Origin of the sequence: Armatimonas sp. (assembly GCF_031410135.1) — a bacterium.
Lineage (GTDB): Bacteria > Armatimonadota > Armatimonadia > Armatimonadales > Armatimonadaceae > Armatimonas.
In genome coordinates, this window is sequence record NZ_JANNYP010000711.1 from 1 (window position 1) to 4191 (window position 4191).

A 4191-nucleotide genomic window follows, 5' to 3' on the forward strand; every position below is an offset into this window, starting at 1 on the left:
CGCTTACTCACCGATATAGATAGCTATCGTCGTGACTTAGATAAAGATGTCGAGATTCGCCAGCTCTCGGACACCCAAGCGCGTGCCTTTTCTCTCGCTACCTCGCCCGCCGTGCGCGATGCCTTCGATCTCTCCAAAGAGCCCGACGCGCTTCGGGAGCGCTACGGGAAGCACTCGTGGGGGCAGTCGCTTCTTCTGGCACGGCGGCTGGCTGCGGCAGGCGTGGCGTTTCTCCAAGTGAATCTGGGCGGTCTCAACCACTGGGACTATCACGACAAAGAGAACGATGGCCTCAAGCGCGACATGCCCAAGTTCGACCAGAGTGTCTCGGCGCTCCTAGAGGATCTCTCGCAGCGCGGAATGCTCGACGACACGCTGGTAATTATTATGAGCGAGATGGGGCGCAACCCCGTGATTGGCAAGCCCGTGACCGGCTCCGTGGACAACGGAGCCCGCGCTGATGGCCGCAACCACTGGCAGTGGTGCTGGAGCGGTGCGTTCGCTGGTGGCGGTGTCAAAGGCGGTCAGGTGATCGGGCAGACCGACGAGTGGGCGGGTTTTGCCAACTCCAAGGCGTTCTTTCCCGCCGATCTCTCCGCGACGATCTTTGAGGCGCTGGGCCTGTCTCCCGAGCAAGAGATCCACGACGCGCTCGACCGCCCGGTTCCCATCAGTCGTGGTCACGTGATGACGGAGCTGTTTTGATGACTGTTAAACGACTCGAACCCACCCGCCCGAACCCACCCGGCCTTCGTTCGTTCCTCACTATGGCCACCCTCCCTCAGGGCAAGGAGGGGCTGGGAGGCTGGAGATCCCCCTCTGTCTCCCCCTTCCTTCGTAGAGGGAAGGGGGCCGGGGGGATGGGTTCAGTCCTCGCACTCCTCCTGCTGATCCTTGCCTCGCCGCACGCGGACGCGGGAGGCGCTACGCCGCGCTTTAAGACCGACGTGATGCCGATTCTCACGCGTGCCGGGTGCAACTCTGGGCCGTGTCATGGAGCAAACGCGGGACGGGGTGGCTTTCATCTCTCGCTCCTAGGCTTTGATCCGTCGAGTGACTACGAGGCCATGACACGCTTTGTGTGGGGGCGACGGGTTCGACTGGATGCACCCGACGAGAGCCTGATCTTAAGAAAAGCCTCGGGGCAGCTTAGTCACGGCGGTGGGGAGCGCTTTGCGAAGACCTCACCTGAGTACGCCGTGCTTCGAAGCTGGGTTGCGGCGGGAGTGCCCGAGCCCAAAGACAGCGACCCGAGTGTAACAGCGCTGGCGATTGCGCCGGAGCGCATCACTGTTGCGCTGGGGCAGTCCGTTCCCATCAAAGTAACTGCCACACTCTCCGATGGGACGAAGCGCGATGTGACGCCGCAGACGCTTTTTTCGTCGGGGGATGGGGGACTGGTTGAGGTAACGCCGCAAGGAGTCGCCAAGACGCTCGCGCCGGGCGAAGGCCCCGTGGTGATCCGCTACGGTGGTAAGTTCGCCACCGCACGCCTGCTCACCCCGTTTGCCCCGCCTCGAACGCTGCTTCCCGCGACCGACCCGCTTGATCGGCTCGTCAATGCGCGGCTGGCGGCACTTGGTCTGCCCGCCTCACCCCGCTGCGACGATGCGACCTATCTGCGCCGCGCGAGCCTGGATATCGCCGGACAGCTTCCGACGCCTGAAAGTGTCCGCGCTTTTATTGCTGACCCCGACCCGAAGAAGCGCGAGAAGCTCGTGGATCGCTTGCTGGCCTCACCGGAGTACATCGATTTCTGGACGCAGCGCTGGAGCGATCTCTTGCGCAGCTCGGAGAAAACGCTGGGCAAGAAATCACGCGATGCCTACCACGCCTTTATCCGCAAGAGCGTCGAGACCAACAAGCCCTACGATGTCTTCGCCACCGAGCTGCTCACCGGAAAAGGCGACTCCGTAGCCGTGCCGTCGGTGAACTTCTTCCGGGCAGGCAAGAGCGAGTACGCTGCCTCGCTCACACCGCTGGAGCAGGGCGAGACCACGGCGCAGTTTCTGCTGGGCGTGCGGCTCCAGTGCGCCCAGTGTCACAACCATCCCTACGAGAAATGGACACAGAAACAGTACTTCCAGCTCGCCGCATTCTACGGACGGGTCGAGGCGACCAATAAAGATACCGAGGGAGTTATAGCGCCTCGGGAGTGGGGAGAAGTCCATCATCCCAAGACCGGCGAGGCACTGACCCCGGCGCCGCTGGATGGCCCCGCGCTCGCCAAGGACTTCAAAGGGGATCGTCGTGAGCCGCTGGCCAAGTGGCTGACGGCACCCTCCAACCCGTTTTTTGCGCCACTGCTGGCCAATCGGCTCTGGAAGTATCTCTTTGGACGCGGCTTGGTCGAGCCCGTGGACGACTTCCGTGTCACCAACCCCGCCACCAACGAGCCATTGCTCCAAGCTCTCGCCAGCGAGGTGCGCTCCAGTGGCTACGATATCAAAAAACTTATCCGGCGGTTTGTGCTGACGGAGACGTACCAAAGAGACAGTCGCAGAGTTCCGGGCAACGAGCGCGACGACCGCTACTACTCGCGCTTTTTTGTCAAGCGCCTCGCCGCCGAGCCGCTTCTGGATGCGCTCTGCACGGCGACGGGCACCTCGGAGACCTTTCCTGACTATCCCGCAGGCACCAAAGCGGTCCAGCTTAAAGACCCCGCTGTTGCGTCGCTTTTCTTAGACACCTTTGGGCGTCCCCTACGGCAAGCGGCCTGTGACTGCGAGCGTATGACCGAGGCAAATCTCAGTCAGGCACTGCACTACCTCAACGCCCCCACGATCCAGATACACCTCTCCGATCCCAAGGGGCGCCTCGCGACTATGGCAAACCGGCCCCGAAAAGAGCAGATCGAGGAGCTGTATCTGGCGACCCTCTCGCGCTTTCCGACGGGCGACGAGGCGGTAAACGCGGCGTTTCAGCTCGCACGGGGCGTCGCGCTTGAAGATCTTTTCTGGGCCTTGCTCAGTGCCCGCGAGTTTGGATTCAATAGATGATTTACCCCCTACCCCCCGCAAGCGAGGGGACGATCACTTCGCTGCTGTATCTGCCCGATGGCCGCCTCGCCGTGGGGGCAAACCATAGCGTGCAGCTCTGGAACGCGCAGGGCACCAAGAAACTCGCGACACTGGCAGGGATTGCGGAGAGTGCGCTGTGTCTGGTACTCAGCCCCGATGGCAAGACCCTGGCGGTGGGCAGTGGCACCCCGACAGTGGCGGGGGAGCTGGTGCTCTTTGATGTCGCGACGGGCAAGCTACTCCGGCGCTTTGGAAAGGAGCACAAGGACATGGTTTTTGCACTTGCCTTCAGCCCGGACGGACAGACACTCTACTCCGCAAGCGGTGATAAGACGATCCGGGTCTGGGATAGCAAGACGGGCACGGCAAAGAAGCTCCTACGTGATCACGCCGATGCCGTCTATGCCCTCGCGCTCTCGCCTGATGGAAAGACGCTGGCCTCGGCGGGTGTGGACCGCTCGATCAAGCTCTGGGACGCGCAGACGGGCTTGGCTAAGTTCTCGTTCACGGGCCGCACGCACGGTGACACGATCTACGCGCTGGCCTTTGCGCCTCAGGCCTCAAACGCTCACCTGATCTCGGCTGGCGGCGACGGGCAGACGCGGCTCTGGAGCGTTGGGGGCGATGCGGAGAGTACCGAGGCGTTTCGCTCGCTTCAGCGCTCCGCCACGCACGCGGCGGCATTCTCCCCGGATGGAAAGCTCCTTGCCACGGCCACGAAAGACAGCCAGCTTGATCTCTGGAGCGGTGTGGGCGGCGGCTGGCTGCGAAGTCTGAGTGGTGCGAGCGACTGGCTCTACACCACGGCGTTCTCACCCGACGGCAAGACCGTCGCGGCGGCAGGCTTTGCGGGAAAAGTCTGGCTCTGGGACACGGCCACGGGCGTCAGTCGGGGGATCTTGGGGGCGGTGGTGAGCCCACCGCTACAGACAGCACCCGCGCCGGTGGTCAAGAAAATCGCCGAGAATTTTGCCTTCCCCGAAGGCCCTGCCTATGACGGCAAGGGGGGCGTGATTGTCTCCAACTGCCAAGGCAACACGATCAACAAGATCAACAAAGACGGCAACGCGGTGCTCTTTACCGCCGACCCGAAGAAGTTCACGTTTGGCAAGACCAACGGCCTAGCCTACGGCGACGACAACGCGCTCTATGCCTGCGACTTTGGCCGCAA

General features: G+C 62.7%; 2 protein-coding genes and 1 pseudogene. All 3 read left to right on the top strand.

Features of this window, described 5'->3' with window-relative positions; genetic code table 11:
- Positions 1 to 705: DUF1501 domain-containing protein (locus tag RMO15_RS25920; protein ID WP_309719604.1), on the top strand; the 705-nt coding region annotated here is incomplete at its 5' end.
- 155 nt (positions 706 to 860) lie between these two features.
- Entirely contained in the window at positions 861 to 2999 is a 2139-nt protein-coding gene (locus RMO15_RS25925) for a DUF1549 domain-containing protein (RefSeq protein ID WP_309719606.1), read from the top strand.
- Positions 2996 to 4191 (top strand): annotated as a pseudogene (locus tag RMO15_RS25930) (hypothetical protein); the annotation flags it as partial. The gene RMO15_RS25925 and the pseudogene RMO15_RS25930, both read left to right, overlap by 4 nt.

Excerpts from the sequence above, each read along its gene's own strand:
- RMO15_RS25925 (WP_309719606.1), top strand. The coding sequence starts at position 861 with ATGGGTTCAGTCCTCGCACTCCTCCTGCTGATCCTTGCCTCGCCGCAC.